Raw genomic sequence first — 17,247 nt, 5'->3', positions numbered from 1 at the left:
AAGAACGACTTTTTAGAGATTAAACTATCATTCTTTTGCCAATACACAAGAAGTAGATATAACAAACTGCGATCGCGAAGCTATTCACATTCCTGGCTCCATTCAGCCTCACGGTATTCTGCTTGTTTTACAAGAACCAGATCTGAAGATTTTACAGGTTAGTTATAATATAGCTAACTTTTTCCACATTCCTGCTGAAACGTTAATTAACCAAAATTTATCTGTTTTATTTCCTGCTGCTCAGATAGAAATTTTAAAAGTTTGCATCGCTCAAGAAGAAGCAGAAGTCTTTAATCCTTTAAGATTATCAGTTCAGGTTGAGAATAACCTTTTAGTGTTTGATGGGATGCTTCAACGTACTGATGGTGTTTTAATCTTAGAACTTGAACCACCTTTGTCTTCTATAGAAACAGGGGAACTCAGTTTTTACCATCAAGTCAAAGCATCAATTTCACGAATTAAAAAAGCTACTGATTTCCAACAAGCTACAGAATTTATTGTGAAAGAAATCAGGAGAATCACCGGGTATGACAGAGTCATGATTTATCGGTTTGAACCTGATGGAAGTGGAGTTGTGATTGCTGAAGACAAACAAGAAGGGCTAGAACCTTACTTGGATTTGCACTATCCGGCTTCAGATGTTCCCAAACAAGCAAGAAAACTTTATTATGATAACTGGTTGCGGCTGATTGTTGATATGGACTATCAACCAGTTGAAATTATACCTGCTCTTAATCCTCTGACAAATGCTCCTCTAGACTTAAGTTTTTCTTTATTAAGAAGTGTCTCCCCCATACATAGAGAATACTGTAGAAATATGGGTGTTAGGGCTTCTATATGCATTTCATTAGTCGATGAAAAACACCTTTGGGGTATGATAGTAGGGCATCACTACTCACCCAAATATATTGATTATAAAACACGTCAATATTGTGAATTTATTGGACAATTAATGTCTGTTTATTTAGTTAAACAACAAAATCACATATACGAATTATATCATCAAAAGAATCAAAATTTTCAACAAACAATAAGACAAGAATTATCGAGCAATCATCAGCAAATCGGTCAAACTTTAGAAAAGAATAGTCAAAATTTATTAGATCTAGTTAGAGCTTCAGGAGCCGCTATTTCTTTGGGACAAGAATTAATTTTAATTGCTCAGACTCCACCCAAAGAAGTTGTACAAAATTTATTAATTTGGCTTAAAAAGACTTATGGAGAAGAAACTTTTATTACCAACAATCTCTCTAAGATTTATCCACTAGCAAAGGAGTTTACAGACTCTGCGAGCGGTCTGCTTGCTATTTCTATTGTGCTTTACCAAACTTCTTATCACATACTCTGGTTTAGACCAGAAGTTATTCACACAGTTCAATGGGGAGGAAATCCCAATAAACCTGTAGTCGTTGAAAGTAATGGAAGTGTCAAACTATCACCGCGTAAATCTTTTGAACTGTGGAAAGAAACTGTACGAGAGAAGTCATTACCCTGGCAACAAGTTGAAATTGATGCTGCACGGGAACTCAAAAATACACTGATGCTGGCAGTGTTAGAGTTTTCTCACTCAGCGCTAGAAGCAGCAGCAAAACAAGCTGAAGTTGCCAACCGTGCAAAAAGTCAATTCTTAGCAAAAATGAGCCATGAACTGCGAACTCCTCTGAATGCTATTCTCGGCTTTACGCAGATCATGCTTCGGGAAAATACGTTACCTTCACATCAGCTCAAAAATTTAGAAATTATTAATCGCAGTGGAGAACATTTGCTAGCACTCATTAATGATGTTTTAGAAATGTCCAAAATTGAAGCAGGTAAAGTTACTCTCAACGAACACAGATTTGATTTACACTGGGTCGTTGAATCAATCAAAGAAATGCTGCAACTTAAAGCTTCTGCGAAAGGATTAAAACTTGTCTTTGAAGGTGTGTCAGATGTTCCTCGATATGTTATTGCTGATGAAGGCAAATTACGTCAAGTTTTAATTAATTTGCTGGAAAATGCGATTAAATTTACGCAATTCGGTAATGTAAAGTTATGTGTGAAACTGGGGACAGGGGAGTGGGAACAAGAGACTGAGGATAAGGGCGATATGGGGGACAAGGGAGACGAGGAGGACAGGAGGGAAGTACTGGGAATGTTTCCCTCAATTGCCAATCACCAATCCCTCATTTTTGAAATTCGTGATACGGGTGATGGAATGGCGACCGATGAACTTCAAACCATATTCGATCCTTTTGTTCAAGCATCTACAGGTCGTCAATCAATGGAAGGGACTGGTTTGGGTTTACCAATCAGTCGGCAATTTGTGCGTCTGATGGGGGGAGATATTTCAGTTACGAGTATTCCAGGTGAAGGGTCTATTTTTCGGTTTGATATTCGAGTCAGCTTTCCAAAGAAAACGGATGACTTGAAATTATCAAAACCCAAACGAGTTATAAGTTTGCAGCCCAATCAACCACAGTATCGTATTTTAGTGGTGGAAGATGTAGAAGAAAATCGCTTATTACTTGAGCGGCTTTTAGAGTCAGTTGGTTTTGAAGTTCGTTCAGCAGTGAATGGAGCAGAAGCTGTTGCTGTCTGGCAACAATGGAAACCACATCTGATTTGTATGGATATGCTTATGCCAGTGATGGATGGATATGATGCTACCAAAAGAATTAAAGCCACATTAAAAGGTCAAGCAACTGTCATTATTGCTCTTACTGCTCATGCTTTTTCTGAGGAAAGATCGGCGGTATTAGAAGCAGGTTGTGATGATTTTATACCCAAACCTTTGCGAGAGGAGATACTTTTTGAAAAGATGGCAACATATTTAGGTGTGAAATATGTTTATGCACAAGAGAATCAACTGGATTCGCCTCAGTTACTAGCACAGCCTTTGCATTTAGCACCAGATGCTCTTCAGGTCATGCCTATAGAATGGGTGAAAAGGCTGCATTGGGCAGCAATGGCAGTAGATGATGCTATTGTTTTGAATCTGATTAAAGAAATTCCGGCAGAACATTCGTCTCTTGCTCAAACTTTAAGCAGATTGGTGGAAAGCTTTCGTTTAGATATAATTGCCAATGTCACTCCAGCTTATGTTGGGGAAGATTGTAACGACGGTTAGGGGGAAAGGCTCGGGAGTTAAGGGTTATATGGTGTTCGGATAATGGCTTAAGATTCAAAATTAAGCGTGTCGCCGCGTCTTTGCTTCTCCGCGTCATTCTTATCGTAATTACTTAGGCGAACCTGATATTAGGAGGTGTTGGGGGTTAGAGGAGAACAATCAATTCCCACTACATAAAGACCAGTTCACAATTCCCAATTCTCCTTATCCCCAAAGCTAACTCCTACCTTACCCTATTCCCAATTCCAACAAATACGTATGAATTCAAAAAAATTAGCCACTATTCTGATTGTTGATGATACCCCACATAATTTACAGGTTTTATCTGTTATGCTTGAGTCTCAAGGGTATCAAGTGAAGAAAGCAATTAGTGGTCAATTTGCTTTACAAGGGGTGAAGCTGGCACAACCAGATTTGATTTTACTGGATGTCTATATGCCGGAAATGAATGGCTATGATGTCTGTCAAAAATTAAAATCCATGTCGGAAACAAAGGACATTCCTGTTATATTTATTAGTGCTTCTGATAATGTGACTGATAAAGTTAAAGCTTTTGAAGTGGGTGGTGTAGATTACATTATCAAGCCTTTTCAAGCTGAAGAAATTTTAGTTCGAGTGAACAATCAATTGACTTTGCGATCGCTTGCACAACAATTGAAAAAACAGAATGCATTGCTGCAAAAAGAAATTCGCGAACGGCAAGAGTCTGAAGCAAGAGAAAGCGAAAAAATACGAGAACTAGAGATCCTTATTGAGCAATTAAAAAGCACTCAATCGGAATTATTACAACTAAAAACGCAATCTACTTTTGAGCAATTGATAGCAGAAGACCTGCATCCCAAAATTCATAATTTTCAATATTTTTTCGAACATCTATCCTTAACCCGCAAATATTGCCAAAATTTAATTCATCTCGTACAAATTTACAATCAAAATTATCCAAATCCAGTTCCAACAGTTCAGCAATTTATTGAAGAAATTAATTTAAATACTCTACTGATAGATTTGCCAAGAATTATTGATTGGCTCCAATCTGAGTTAAAGTGGATGGAGAATCAGATTCTACAGCAAAGTTTGGAGTCAAAACACCCCTCACAAACTGAATCTGGCTAGAGGGGTGTTAACCAATAAGCTACACCCCCAACCAATTTGTTCGTAAAACCAAAATCGGCTAGCCTTTCTGGAGGTAAACCAAGATAAGTCCAATGAGGTGAATCTCTTTCTACTGTCCGAAACCAGCCATTTTGATTTAAAGTATATTCCTGAGAGGCATTACTAACACCTAAGTCAATTGCCAGTCCCCAAAGATGTTGTGACGCTCCCGGTGGCGCAACAACACCAAGAATATTTGTTTCTTCACCCTGTCGCACTCGTTGTAAAGTCGTAGCAGTTGCATATTTATTCCAAAATCTGAGATTGGTAGCAAAACTGCGAGTACAGTCACTCGCGCCGTAACCAGATTTTAAAGGAATCTTCACTTGTGCTTTTGCTCTATTTAAAGCATCTGCAGCTGATTTTTGTAAATAACAGTCGTTAGTGTTATTGACCTTACTCATGTTCAAGCTCGATTGAAACTGTTTTGTTTCTTGCTCGCTAGTAAAGACCACTTTTGGCGGTAGTTTAATCCCTGCTTCTTGAATTATAAATGCAGCACCATAAGCACGTAATAAGGTGTATTCATAAGTATTGGGTGTCGGAAGTGTAGGTAACTTATATGTGACTAACGCTAAAAAACGATCTTTTTCAGGCAAACTGAGATTGGGTGTGGGCGGAGGAGCGATGGTAGGAACGATCTTGAGTGGAGGCGCATTTGTACAAGATGGCTTTTGCTCTCCGGGATTGCTTGAAGGTGCGCTCGCGCAATTTTCTACAGACTGACGGCTTGCACGCAACTGATATCGGTTAATTCCATGACTTGCAACCAGAGTACAAGCTAGAAAGGTAATTATAGCAATAAAGGCTAAATTCTTTATATTTCGCTTCATTTAGAATAATAACGCTGAACCTGCGCCATCCATAAAGTTAACTAGTCTCGTTACTCGTTACCAGGCTCAGCCTGGTAATGCATAGTTCGAGGCTCTGCCTCGACAGTGCCACTGGAGGCAAAGCCTCTAAAAAGGCATTCCCAGGCTCTGCCTGGGAACGAGAATATGCTGAAAGTTTGTGCTATTTGAAATATTTTTTCTTAGATATCAATTATAATATGTATAAGACTTCCTGCTACTCAATGGGTGAATTTATAACTTATCTCGATATTTCCAATTTAATTGAATTACAAAATTTTATAAATTCTTGAAAACTAGGCAAATCCTCACTTTTATACTGAATTCTTTTCAAGAGTTCTTCCAAATAGTATTCCTCTTTGAACTTGTTTGAGTTCTGGCAATATATAACTAAGCCAAGCAGGATAAACTTTTCTTTCAGTTCTTTTGCCTTCCACAAGAAAGTAGATGTTCATCCTACTGTAATACCTTCCTTATAAACATCAAGATTAATTAATTGCATAAAAGCTTGATGTCTGGATTTTCCTAAATTAAATTCCTTGGCATCAGTGGCAGTTACTACACCCCCCCGACGAGTTACTATCTTCCAGTACTCCATTGGAATGTTATTAATAATATATGGATGGTGGCTGGTGATTATAAACTGCATATTTCTATTTTCTAGTAATAGTTCGGTAACAACATCAATACAATTAATACCCAAACTATTTTCAAATTCATCAATCAAAATGACAGTATCTTGAGTAGATAAATATAGTTCGCTAATATGTAACAAAGTTTTTAACATTCCAGAAGATATTTGCCCTTGATGAATCCAATGACTTACTCCTTTTTCCTTTATATAAATAAAAGATTGATGATTTTTTCTTTCCAACACATTTTTCACCCAATTTTCAGATATATCCTTATCAGGCTCAATTTCTATCAAATTTATTTTTAGATCTTCTACTGATGTAAATATATTTATAAACCTTTCTTTGATTGTGTTAAAAATATTTGGTACATATTTATAAGCTAACGCTAACTTTATTTGAATCGGGAAATCGCTTTTTTGTATTTCCTCCAATGAAAACAAGTTTCTACTTAGAATAGACGCAATAAACAAAGAAGCAAAATCATTTTCAGAACTTTCTGTCAAGCGATTATTATAAATAATTTTACTAAACCCATCTCTAACAGGTCCAATATCTTCTTCTTCTCTCAAAATTTCTATAATACTTTGATAAGGGGATAGTTTTGGCAATCTGTTATGGTTGAATATAATTTCGTTAAGTCTTCTTTTTACTAGAAGCTTTTCATTACAATAAAGTTCTTCAACAAAAACTCTATATCTGTTTTTCCCTGGGTTTTCAATTTCTTCTAGAAATGAAGACATTGCTTGTTTTTCAAATTCTCCTCTCCATTTGTAATTATTATTTTTTGCAACAAATTCAATCTCCCATTGGATACCATTTAACGAAGCTCCTTTAGTGATTTTTTGTAAATTCATAATAGCTTCTAGGATCTGAGTTTTACCTACTCCTGAAGCACCAACTAAAAGAGTTAAATCAGATAAAAATACTGGTTCTAATTTCCATTCATATTGACGGTTGCAATATCTAAAATAATTAATTTTCATTTTTTTTAAAGAACAGTTAAAATATTGACTTGATTTCAGATTTTAATAGATTTTGATACCGAGCATTACTCTTGATTATTTTCAGCATACTTGTTTTCCAATTAACAATTAAATATCGTTGAAACTGTATATATTATTTTAATATATATTTAGAATAATCACTAATTATTTCACAAGCTTCATCAAGAAGACAATCGTATCAGAAAAAAACGCTCTTGTCTTGCAACTCATGCTTGTATACATTACCAAAGAGTACAGAGCGGAATTTAAAACCTTTGAAACTCAAATACCAATAATCAACAGAAGTGTTAACAACAGTTAGAATAAGTATGAGTTCTTGCTGCTCTGTTTAAGTCCATGATCCCGCTCACTTCCATTGAATTCCAAGACGCTTTTGACGTTATCGTTGTCGGTGCCGGTCACTCCGGTTGTGAAGCAGCCCTTGCGACAGCACGCCTTGGCTGTCGTACCCTGCTGTTAACCCTCAACTTAGATAAAATTGCTTGGCAACCCTGCAATCCTGCAGTTGGCGGTCCGGCAAAATCTCAACTCACTCATGAGGTGGATGCCCTAGGCGGGGAACTTGGCAAAATGGCAGATAGAACGTACCTGCAAAAGCGCATTCTCAACTCTTCGCGAGGACCCGCAGTTTGGGCATTACGCGCTCAGACAGATAAAAGAGAATACGCAGCAGTTATGAAGGGAATCGTTGAAAACCAGGAGAACTTAACGATTCGCGAAGGTATGGTTACGGATTTAGTGTTGGGTGCTAATGATGAAGTTACGGGCGTTCAAACTTACTTTGGTGTTGCCTTCGGGTGCAAAGCGGTGATTTTAACGACAGGTACCTTTTTGGGAGGAAAGATTTGGGTTGGCAACAAATCAATGGCAGCCGGACGTGCGGGCGAATTTGCAGCGGAAGGTTTGACAGAAACCCTGAATCGCCTGGGATTTGAAACAGGACGATTGAAAACAGGAACTCCTGCACGAGTCGATAAACGGTCAGTCGATTTTAATAAGATGGCACCCCAACCTGGAGATGAAGACGTGCGGTGGTTCAGCTTTGACCCACAAGCATGGGTAGAAAGGGACCAGATACCTTGTTATATTACCCGCACTACAGCCGAAACCCATCGCTTAATTCGGGAAAATTTGCACCTGTCACCCGTTTATGGGGGTTGGGTAGATGCCAAGGGACCTCGTTATTGTCCCAGTATTGAAGATAAAATTGTGCGCTTTGCTGACAAAGAAAGCCATCAAATCTTTATTGAACCAGAAGGGCGCGATATTCCCGAACTATACATTCAAGGATTTTCCACAGGGCTACCGGAAAATTTGCAACTGCAAATGTTACGCAGTCTTCCCGGTTTGGAGAACTGTACCATGCTGCGCCCAGCTTATGCAGTTGAGTACGATTATTTACCTGCTACCCAGTGTTTTCCTACTTTGATGACAAAGAAGATAGAAGGACTGTTTTGCGCCGGACAAGTGAACGGAACAACGGGTTACGAAGAAGCAGCAGCTCAGGGATTAGTCGCAGGAATTAATGCGGCTCGTTTTGTTCGCTCTCAGGAAATGATTGTTTTCCCGCGAGAAGAAAGTTACATCGGTACCCTCGTTGACGATCTTTGTACTAAGGATTTACGGGAACCGTACCGGATGCTGACGAGTCGTTCGGAGTATAGACTGGTACTGCGGTCTGATAATGCCGACCAGAGGTTGACTCCCTTGGGGCGTGAGATTGGTTTGATTGATGACCGTCGTTGGGATTTGTTTACTCGCAAGCAAGCGAATATAGCAGCAGAAAAAGAACGGTTGTATTCAACACGGGTGAAAGAACACGATGAAATCGGGCGGGCGATCGCGCTGAGCACCGGACAAGCAATCAAAGGTTCCATAACCCTCGCCGATTTGTTGCGGCGTCCGGGATTTCACTACGTAGATCTTAACAAGCACTCTTTGGCAAACACCAGTCTCGATCGCAGCGAACAAGAAGGGGTGGAGATAGACATCAAGTATTCTGGTTACCTGCACAGACAGCAAACTCAGATCGATCAAATTGCCCGTCAGGCGCATCGCCAATTACCTGCGGATTTGGATTACTATGCTATTGACACGCTTTCCAAAGAAGCACGGGAAAAACTTAGCAAAGTCAGACCTCTGAGTATCGGTCAAGCAGCACGTATCGGTGGAGTTAATCCAGCAGATATCAATGCCTTGCTAATCTACCTGGAAGTACGTAAAAATAAAAACCAAATTGATTTGTCAGTACTAACGAATTAGAGGATGAAGTATGAACTATAAAGTATCAAGCAGAAAATGACAGGTTGCGCCTATTTCATCCTTCATCGTTCAGAAATTCTGAAAACTTTGGTGAAATTATGGAGGTTGATATGACAGACGGCATGATTTAATAGGCATCATCAATTCCAGATTAAAGTTAAGTCGTTAGTACTTGGTAGTTAGTCGATGGTAGTTAGTCGTTAGTTGATAGTCGTTAGTTGATAGTAGGAAAATGCTGATAAGTCAAAGTATTCACCACTAACCCCTAACCCCTAACCCCTAATCCCTAACCGCTAACCACTAACCACTAACAGCTAACCGCTACTATTTAAAATAGCCATGTCAGAAAAAGCTAGTACTTATCTCATACTTTCAGAACCATCAGAAGATCTAATAGTCAGCGAACAACCCTGGTCTATCGAAACCTACGCTGATGGCTTAATGGATGAACTCTTTGCTGAAATTGACGACATTTTGGATGGACAAGAAACCCTACCCAGCCAAACGGTTCAGCACGGCGGACATTTCCACCGCGTTCAAACAATTACAATACCGCAAATTGTCTTCCAAGACAGACAAATTCCACAGACACAGCCTATTCCTAAAGTAAGACACAACCCACTCAGTACTGTAGTTGTGGGTGCTACAGCGACAAACCAACCACCTCCCAAACCCAGCAAACAAAAATCCCGTTCCTTCCTCAGCAGCGTGCTGTGGTTGGGAGTTGGTGTAGGTGCTGCAATGGCATGTTTGGCTTGGCTCTCAAACTCTGGGTTAGTCAACCGTTTGGCTTCCACATCATTACAGAAAAATTTATTGCCACAGCAAGTTCAGCCAAAGTTACCAACAAAAGCACAAGTTGAAGAAGATTTGGTTCGCTATATGCTCGGTGCGCTGTCCGCGATCGACAGACAGGAAACAACACAGCACCTTAGATCTACTAAACCAGCAACAGTAGCGAGTGTTCCATCTAACCAAGCGAATATTGCTTATCAACCCCCTGCTGGTAATTTGCTAATACCTGCTGCTAATAACACTTCTCTAGCCCCCGGTCGCTCAACCACTGTTGTCGAACGACGAATTTACATTCCGGTGTACCAAGCACCACAACCCATGCGTTACGCACCTCCACCCATGCTCGCCAATTTGAGAGCTTTGCCCCAAGTGCCAGTTGCAGCATCTCCTAAAAAGAATTTAGGTTATACTTCTAAACTCGCACCCGTGAAAACAGCTGCAATCAAAACGCAGCTAGCTACCAAGCCCATGACTGTCACTGCTCTTGCTGCTGTACGCAATGATATTAAACCTGTAGCAATGCAAACAAAGCCAGTTACAGTATATCCAGTTTCAAAGGCTGCTTTACCCATATTATCTGTCACTTCCTCTAACTCTGCACCACCAAAATCACCGACAGCAACAGCACCCACATCGACTACTCCAATTGCAGAGCAAGAAATTGTAGCAACTGTCTCGGCTCCAAATCGTCCTGTGAGCGCTCATACCTTGGAAGGTTTGATGGAATTAGGCAACAAATCTGCTGCTTTATTTAAAATTAACGGTGTGACTAAACGCGTTGAAGTCGGTGAAGCAATCGGTTATAGTGGTTGGACACTTGTGGAAGTCACTAATGGAGAAGCTGTGATTCGCCGTAACGGTGAAGTTCGCTCAATTTATGCCGGACAAACATTCTAGTGTTGTCATGAAACAGAGAAAGGACGATCCCCCAAACATTTTGAGAGGATGTTGGGTTTGGGGGGTCTGATTTTTGCTCTGATTTTAGCACTCAATGTAACCCTTGTCAGTTTTAGTTATGCTAGGCTAATAAGTGAGTGCCATTTCGGTTGCAATGTTTGTTATTAGAATTTACAGGCTTCGCCTTCTCGACTTTACAGCCTTGTCTCCGAAATATTGCTCTCTACAACTTGATGATTTTGGAGACAATCATGTCAATTTATGTAGGCAACCTTTCCTACGAAGTTACACCAGATGACTTGAGAGAGGTGTTTGCAGAATACGGAACAGTCAAAGACGTTCAGATTCCTACCGATCGCGAAACCGGTCGGCGACGTGGCTTTGGTTTTGTAGAAATGTCAAGCGAAGCTGAAGAAACAGCAGCCATCGAAGGTCTAGACGGCGCTGAATGGATGGGACGTGACCTGAAAGTTAATAAAGCTCGACCACGTGAAGATAAGAAACCTTTCGGTGGTAACCGGAACAACTTCCGCAACCGTTATTAAATAATAACTAGTGACCAGTAATCAGTGACCAGTGACCAGTGATTGGTGAATAATGAATTAACTTCTTTTTTTCATTAAATATAATAATGGTGGAATTACTGTATACGTGACTGGTCATAAAAAATTTTATTATTATAGATTGGGGCTGAGGGGGTCAACTCAACACCAACTTAGCTCTAAGATCTGGCGAACTAAGTAACTCGCCACACACAAACCGCGCAGTTAGACAATGGTACAGGAGAACCAATGACTCAAGTCATCTTGGGAGAAACGGAAGGGATCGATTCAGCCCTACGTCGTTTTAAACGGCAAGTTTCTAAAGCAGGAATTTTGCCGGATTTACGCAAAAAGAGACATTTTGAAACACCTATCGAAAAGCGGAGACGCAAAGCTGAAGCTTTACGCAATCAACGCCGTCGGCGTCATCGCTACCAATCTAGTAGTAAAGAAACTTAAGTTCAGAATTATGAATTATGAATGATAAAATTTCATAATTCATAATTCATAATTCATAATTTTCTCAGCAACCGCAGACCACTTAAGGTAACAATTACAGTAGACCCTTCATGTCCGATCACGCCCGTGGGTAAGTTGATGCTTCCCACAAAGTTAGCAATTAAGAGCAAAGCAATGGAAGTTAGAGCGATCGCAATATTCTGTCTGACGATGACCTGCGCTCTTTTACCCAAACGGATTGCGACTTCAATCTTCTCCAACTTATCTGCCATCAAGACAATATCTGCGGTTTCTAAAGCTACATCTGTACCTACTTTTCCCATGGCAATACCTACAGATGCTTGAGCTAGGGCTGGTGCATCATTGATGCCATCCCCTACCATTGCTACTGTTTGATACTCTTGTTGCAGACGGCGAATAATGTGAAGCTTATCTTCAGGGAGTAATTCTGCATGGATTTGGTCAAGTCCAACTGCTTGAGCAACACTGCGTGCAGTTGCTTCGTTGTCGCCAGTTAACATGACGATTTGTTCAACTCCCAGCTTTTTCAAACGGGAAATTGCTATTGCTGCATCCAACCTGACTTCATCTGCAATTGCGATCGCACCAATAATGTTAGGTTGGGAGGAAGTCGGGGAAACACTTATCTGAGAAACTGTTGCTACCCAAACAACAGTGTTTCCCTTTTCCTCTAAGATGCGAGCTAATTGTTTCAATTCATTGGGTAACTCAGATACATACTGATGTATAAAATTTTCTTTACCCACTATGACTTGAGATTCCAACTCATTTCCACTTGAGGGTTCCACTCTTCCCTCTATTCCCTGTCCGGGAATAGCTCTTACCTCAATTGCACGTATCCAATCTAACTCTTTTGCTGCTAGAACGATCGCTCTGCCAATAGGATGTTCCGAATATGCTTCTACAGAAGCAGCTATTTTTAATACATCCAATTCCGAGTATCCACTAGCAGGAATAACCCGAGAAACTTGTACTTGTCCTGTTGTCAGCGTACCAGTTTTGTCAAAAGCGATGGCTTTGACTTTAGCGATCGTTTCTAATTGAGCACCATTTTTAAACAAAATCCCCTGTCTTGCACCATGAGCGATTCCAGAAAGTAAAGTAGGCATAATTGCTGCCATCAATGCACAAGGAGAAGCGACAACGAGGAAAGTCAGAGCACGATAAATTGTAACTTCCCAATTCCAGCCCCAGATAAAGGGTGGCAAAATAGCTAGCAACAATCCAGCGATAACAATCAACTTTGCATATCCCCGTTCAAATCGCTCGACAAACTGTTGGGATGGAGGGGCTGAATCTTGTGCTTGTTCTACCAAACGAATCACGCGTTGAATTAAACTACTTTCAGGTGGTTGGTGGACTTGGAGTTTCAGCGCACCATAGCCGTTGAGCGTACCTGCAAAGACTTCATCTCCTACTGTTTTCTCTATAGGTATAGACTCTCCCGTAATAGCTGCTTGATTGAGAGTACTGTAACCAGAAACAATCATTGCGTCAGTCGGAACAATCTCTCCTGGTTTGACAATAATTTCATCTCCCACCTTAAGTTGGCTGATGGAAACCACTTCTTCTTTGCCAAAACGCAAAACAGTTGCTGTGTCTTGCGTGAGCTTCATCAAACTTTGAATGCTTCGTTCTGTTCGGCGCATAGCATAGCTTTCCAAAGCACCACTAATGGCAAAAATCAGGATTAAGACAGCGCCATCAATAATTAAGTGGTACTCTCTTTGCCACAATCCCAGAGCAGCAGCCCCTAATGCTGCCACAATCATCAGTAAATCGACATCTAGTTCCTTCTCTTTAACAAGAGTTGTCAGTCCTTCCTTCGCACTTTCATAACCACCAATGACATATGCTGCAGGTAACAGCAACAACGCCCATCCCAAAAAGCCGAGATGCAGGGCGAACCATCCGAAAAGTAATAAGACTCCGCAAAAGATTGCAGGTAGGGTATCTGCGTGTTCCCTGGTGAGTTCGGTTAAACGCTGTTGGTAAAGCATGAGAGTGAAATCCACATATACTCTCTCACGCTAAACCTTAACATTAATGTCAATGTCAACCCTTCTACAGGTAATTAGACAAAAAACTTCCTGTCCCCCTTATCTCCCCTGTCCCTCAAATTCATTCCTTAGCTGAATAGCTCGAATCCCAATTCATTGAATTACACAGTGCTGAAATTCTTTTGACTTCGTAACAAACCGCTTTATGGGAAATACGAATTTCTATAGCAATCAACAATAACCCCAAAATGAGAACTAAAATACCAGAGAAAAACAGTATGACAGCGCTTGATGCAAACCATTGAGAACTGAGAGACACAGATATAGCGATCGCAACCATTGTCAAGAGAAAAATCATGACTGAAGCGTGAATAATCAGCGCTGTATATTGTAGCAATCGATATCGGTGACCTAAAGTTGGTAATTGAATATCAATTTCTTGCAAGCGCTCGCGTCCCAGGAAATCTTCAAATGCATTTTTTTGCAACAATTCCAGGCGCTCGTGTGCCAACGAACTTAAACGACTCCCAATGGTATTGTACTGTCCTATGATTCCATTAAGGATAATCGCGCAAGCTGTAATCAGTACCGTAGGAGCAATGATGGTTTGAATGATACGAGCGGTAGTTTCAGCAGACATAAAATATCAATATTACGTTGAATTTCAACTATACAAAAGCGATAGTAACCTGGAAAGAGCTACAATAAAGTTAAAAACCTCTGTCTCTACTTACAAATCTGTGAAGGCGTAAACCCTTTAAGGTAGGTTTGATTGACCGCTATCTTTCCGGTTGAAGAGATTGGCTCACTTGTGAGTAGATCTGAGTAGACTTTATCGAGCGGTGACATTCGCGTGCAAAACTTGCTACCGCAAATATGAAAACATCTTGTTTAACCATTAAAGAACTGACCGATGCAGTTGGTGGCAAAATCACTCCACGGATGGTACGTCACTATCATCAATTGGGATTATTGCCACAACCAAAGCGTTCTTCGAGCAATTATCGTCTTTACACGGATAAAGATGTTATCAGACTGCAACGCATTGTAGCACTCAAGCAGCAAGGATTCCAACTCAACCACATCCGTCACATTTTGGAAGTGGAACCAGAAATGGACATGACTGCTAGCTTTATGGCGCAACTCCAGCAGCAATATCAGTCAGTGATGCAACAAATTTCTCAACTGCGACAAACGGCGTCTGCATTGGAGGGACTATTGGGACGCGATCGCAATTGCCAAATTATGCAAGCTGAGGTTTTAGCACAACTAAAGTTACTGGAGGTGGAAACAAAGACGGGCTTGTCTGGACTCGAAAAACTTTGGAGTGGATTAGATGCTCGGGTTCATGCTCATCCGGAAGCTTTTCAAGAATCGCTACAACACTTACTCCCCGATCTGTCCAACAGATCTGAAATAGAACAAGACTTAATTTCTAAACTTATTTTAGCTTGCGGAGATGTTAGCTTGGCATCATTTGTGAGGTTGAATCAACAAGCCATCGCGTCTAGCCGTGATGCCTTAAAGTGTGGCTGTAAAATTGTTGTAGATATCCCAACAGTAGCTGCTGCTTTGGATAAAACACGCTTAGTGCATTTGGGTTGTGACGTTGAAATACTTATCGATAATGCTCATGTGACCTCTGCAATAGAGGCGGAGAAAGAATTTTGGCAACACCAGAAATGGCAAGAAAAATTACTGCAAGTGTCTGATGGTTGCATCATTGTAGTTGGTTACGCCCCCAGTGTACTCTTATCTGTTTGTGAAGCTATACAAAAGCAGAAAATTCACCCTGCCTCAGTCATCGGTATGCCCATTGGTTTTAGTCACGCTCCAGCGGCTAAAAGGCAATTGATGCAATTATCTGTGGGTGCGATCGCTATTGAAGGGACATTAGGAGGTGGTTTGTTAGCTGCGACTGCTTTAAATGCTTTGGTTGAGTCACTTATTGAAAAACCACACTGTCATTGTTATCTAAGTTCTTGATAAGAAAAACCGAACATAAACGCCAAGAAAAAAATCCAAAGACACTGCTTTGGATAGCGAGTCTATACTGGAAGCGGAACTTCTTGTAAAGGCATTGCCAAGCTCAGCCTGGGAACGAAGTAAATAACAAATGACACGCTTACCAATGACAAACAAAACTTACGATTTATTAGTGCGTCGCTGTAAATTAGTTGGGTTAGCTGAAGAACTCGTCGATATTGGGATTAAAGACGGTCACATTAGCGCGATCGCATCTCATCTAAGCGGTTCGGCGCAAGTAGAACTTGATGCTCTTGAGCAAATGACTTCACCTCCATTTGTAGAGTCCCACATTCATTTAGACTCAGTACTGACTGCAGGGGAACCGCGTTGGAATGAAAGCGGTACTTTATTTGAAGGTATCCAAATTTGGGGAGAACGCAAGCAAAATCTTTCCTTAGAAGATGTTAAAACTCGTGCAGTTGCCATGCTCAAACAACAAGCAGCACGGGGAATTTTATATGTCCGTACTCATGCTGATGTTAGCGAACCACAACTGATTGCCCTACAAGCGCTTTTAGAAGTCAGAGAGGAAGTCAAAGATTGGATGACTCTACAGGTAGTGGCATTTCCCCAAGATGGCATTTATTCCAAACCAGAAAACGAAGCCCTTTTGGAAGAGGCTTTAAAAATGGGTGCTGATGCTGTTGGTGGAATACCTCATTATGAACTCACGCGAGAAGACGGAGTGCGATCGGTAAATCGTATATTTGAGTTAGCGCAGCAGTACGATCGCTTGATTGACATTCACTGTGATGAAATTGATGATGACCAATCGAGATTTTTAGAAGTTGTTGCTGCTTGTGCCATTCGCACAGGCATAGGTGCGCGAGTTACCGCCAGCCATACAACAGCTTTTGGTTCTTACAACAATGCCTATGCTTTCAAATTAATGGGTTTTCTCCAACAAGCCCAAATAAACTTTATTGCCAACCCCCTCATTAATATTACACTCCAAGGTCGAACTGATACCTATCCAAAACGGAGAGGAGTCACCAGAGTGAAAGAACTTTGGCAGCAAAAGCTTAACGTCAGTTTTGGACATGATTGCGTTCAAGACCCTTGGTACAGCTTGGGTACGGGTAGTATGTTGGATGTGGCTCACATGGGGGTACATGTTTGTCAAATGACAGGAGCGCCTGAAATTAATGCTTGTTACGATATGGTTACTGTAAATGGAGCAAAAACACTCCACTTAGAAAGTGAGTATGGGATAGAAGTTGGCAAAAAAGCTTCACTGATAGTTTTAGAGGCTAGCGATCGTTATGATGCTATTCGCTGTCGCTCTTTTCCTCGCTATGTTATTTCTAAAGGAAAATTATTATCTCGTACAACACCCGCAGTCACGGAGTGGATGGAGTAAAAATAGTAACTAGCAGAACCCTTGGACTTCCACATACTGCAATGATGGCAAAGTTCGTGGTAGTGGATCTCGAGCACTGTGAGGAGCGATCGCTCTAGGGGCAAGAGGTCAGTCGAGTTTTTGCACTTTTAA

12 protein-coding genes are annotated in these 17,247 nt (G+C 40.7%); 8 read left to right on the top strand and 4 right to left on the bottom strand.

The genetic code is table 11. The annotated features are described in order from the left end of the window. Positions 1-58: 58 nt before the first annotated feature. Positions 59-3,109 (top strand): response regulator, encoded by a 3,051-nt coding sequence (locus HC643_RS40675; protein ID WP_167844890.1) that lies wholly within the window; start codon positions 59-61, stop codon positions 3,107-3,109. A 258-nt stretch (positions 3,110-3,367) separates the two neighbouring features. After that, complete coding sequence (locus HC643_RS40670; RefSeq protein ID WP_050046234.1) at positions 3,368-4,222, top strand: response regulator; 855 nt, start codon at positions 3,368-3,370, stop codon at positions 4,220-4,222. Here HC643_RS40670 and HC643_RS40665 read toward each other — a convergent pair. After that, complete coding sequence (locus tag HC643_RS40665) at positions 4,219-5,094, bottom strand: D-alanyl-D-alanine carboxypeptidase family protein (RefSeq protein ID WP_038076600.1); 876 nt, start codon at positions 5,092-5,094, stop codon at positions 4,219-4,221. The two genes, HC643_RS40670 and HC643_RS40665, sit on opposite strands and share 4 nt — an antisense overlap. A gap of 469 nt (positions 5,095-5,563) precedes the next feature. Next, positions 5,564-6,730: an ATP-binding protein gene (locus tag HC643_RS40660; RefSeq protein WP_038076606.1), complete on the bottom strand. Its 1,167-nt coding sequence runs from the start codon at positions 6,728-6,730 to the stop codon at positions 5,564-5,566. 357 nt (positions 6,731-7,087) lie between these two features. On the opposite strand from HC643_RS40660, the gene mnmG reads away from it, so the two are divergent. From mnmG to rpsU, 4 genes are all read left to right on the top strand, one after another. Continuing rightward, on the top strand, positions 7,088-9,013 hold the full coding sequence (mnmG, locus tag HC643_RS40655) for a tRNA uridine-5-carboxymethylaminomethyl(34) synthesis enzyme MnmG (protein WP_038076609.1): 1,926 nt from the start codon (positions 7,088-7,090) through the stop codon (positions 9,011-9,013). Positions 9,014-9,352: 339 nt separating this feature from the next. Continuing rightward, on the top strand, positions 9,353-10,705 hold the full coding sequence (locus tag HC643_RS40650; protein ID WP_038076614.1) for a hypothetical protein: 1,353 nt from the start codon (positions 9,353-9,355) through the stop codon (positions 10,703-10,705). A 251-nt stretch (positions 10,706-10,956) separates the two neighbouring features. After that, positions 10,957-11,250 carry an RNA recognition motif domain-containing protein gene (locus HC643_RS40645; RefSeq protein ID WP_038076734.1) on the top strand — a complete coding sequence of 98 codons (294 nt, stop codon included), beginning with the start codon at positions 10,957-10,959 and terminating at the stop codon, positions 11,248-11,250. Positions 11,251-11,496: 246 nt separating this feature from the next. Next, on the top strand, positions 11,497-11,706 hold the full coding sequence (gene rpsU / locus HC643_RS40640) for a 30S ribosomal protein S21 (protein ID WP_038076618.1): 210 nt from the start codon (positions 11,497-11,499) through the stop codon (positions 11,704-11,706). Positions 11,707-11,759: 53 nt separating this feature from the next. Here the strand turns inward: rpsU and HC643_RS40635 are convergent, their stop codons facing one another. Continuing rightward, positions 11,760-13,727: a heavy metal translocating P-type ATPase gene (locus HC643_RS40635; RefSeq protein WP_038076619.1), complete on the bottom strand. Its 1,968-nt coding sequence runs from the start codon at positions 13,725-13,727 to the stop codon at positions 11,760-11,762. 121 nt (positions 13,728-13,848) lie between these two features. Further along, positions 13,849-14,367: a DUF2721 domain-containing protein gene (locus tag HC643_RS40630; RefSeq protein ID WP_038076621.1), complete on the bottom strand. Its 519-nt coding sequence runs from the start codon at positions 14,365-14,367 to the stop codon at positions 13,849-13,851. A 236-nt stretch (positions 14,368-14,603) separates the two neighbouring features. On the opposite strand from HC643_RS40630, the gene HC643_RS40625 reads away from it, so the two are divergent. Further along, the gene (locus tag HC643_RS40625) at positions 14,604-15,713 is read left to right on the top strand and encodes a precorrin-8X methylmutase (RefSeq protein ID WP_038076624.1); all 1,110 of its coding nucleotides are present in this window, start codon (positions 14,604-14,606) and stop codon (positions 15,711-15,713) included. A gap of 130 nt (positions 15,714-15,843) precedes the next feature. Continuing rightward, the gene (gene codA, locus HC643_RS40620; RefSeq protein WP_237266113.1) at positions 15,844-17,115 is read left to right on the top strand and encodes a cytosine deaminase; all 1,272 of its coding nucleotides are present in this window, start codon (positions 15,844-15,846) and stop codon (positions 17,113-17,115) included. Positions 17,116-17,247: the final 132 nt, after the last annotated feature.

The organism is Tolypothrix bouteillei VB521301 (assembly GCF_000760695.4).
GTDB lineage: Bacteria > Cyanobacteriota > Cyanobacteriia > Cyanobacteriales > Nostocaceae > Scytonema > Scytonema bouteillei_A.
Note: the sequence above shows the minus strand (reverse complement) of the source record. Positions and strands in the feature narration are given on the sequence as shown.

Coding starts and splice junctions, on each gene's coding strand:
- HC643_RS40670 (WP_050046234.1), top strand. CDS start 3,368: ATGAATTCAAAAAAATTAGCCACTATTCTGATTGTTGATGATACCCCA.
- HC643_RS40665 (WP_038076600.1), bottom strand. CDS start 5,094: ATGAAGCGAAATATAAAGAATTTAGCCTTTATTGCTATAATTACCTTT.
- HC643_RS40660 (WP_038076606.1), bottom strand. CDS start 6,730: ATGAAAATTAATTATTTTAGATATTGCAACCGTCAATATGAATGGAAA.
- mnmG (WP_038076609.1), top strand. CDS start 7,088: ATGATCCCGCTCACTTCCATTGAATTCCAAGACGCTTTTGACGTTATC.
- HC643_RS40650 (WP_038076614.1), top strand. CDS start 9,353: ATGTCAGAAAAAGCTAGTACTTATCTCATACTTTCAGAACCATCAGAA.
- HC643_RS40645 (WP_038076734.1), top strand. CDS start 10,957: ATGTCAATTTATGTAGGCAACCTTTCCTACGAAGTTACACCAGATGAC.
- rpsU (WP_038076618.1), top strand. CDS start 11,497: ATGACTCAAGTCATCTTGGGAGAAACGGAAGGGATCGATTCAGCCCTA.
- HC643_RS40635 (WP_038076619.1), bottom strand. CDS start 13,727: ATGCTTTACCAACAGCGTTTAACCGAACTCACCAGGGAACACGCAGAT.
- HC643_RS40630 (WP_038076621.1), bottom strand. CDS start 14,367: ATGTCTGCTGAAACTACCGCTCGTATCATTCAAACCATCATTGCTCCT.
- HC643_RS40625 (WP_038076624.1), top strand. CDS start 14,604: ATGAAAACATCTTGTTTAACCATTAAAGAACTGACCGATGCAGTTGGT.
- codA (WP_237266113.1), top strand. CDS start 15,844: ATGACACGCTTACCAATGACAAACAAAACTTACGATTTATTAGTGCGT.